The organism is Streptomyces anulatus, from assembly GCF_000721175.1.
Lineage (GTDB): Bacteria > Actinomycetota > Actinomycetes > Streptomycetales > Streptomycetaceae > Streptomyces > Streptomyces anulatus_C.
On record NZ_JOEZ01000152.1, the window covers coordinates 1 to 237 of the forward strand.

Here is a 237-nt window from a genome sequence, read left to right on the forward strand (position 1 = left end):
GGCATGTCGCAGTCGGCCGTTTCCCGGATCTGGCGAGCCTTCGGACTCAAGCCCCACATCGTGGAGACCTGGAAGCTGTCGACCGACCCGCAGTTCGTGACCAAGGTCCGCGATGTGGTCGGCATCTACCTGTCCCCGCCGGAGAACGCCCTGGTCCTGGCGGTGGACGAGAAGTCGCAGATACAGGCCCTGGACCGGACGCAGCCGGTGTTGCCGATGGCGCCGACCGTGCCGGCG

The 237-nt window shown here is 67.5% G+C and carries 1 pseudogene; it reads left to right on the top strand.

Features of this window, described 5'->3' with window-relative positions:
- A pseudogene (locus IG90_RS0138955) lies at window positions 1-237 on the top strand (IS630 family transposase); the annotation flags it as partial.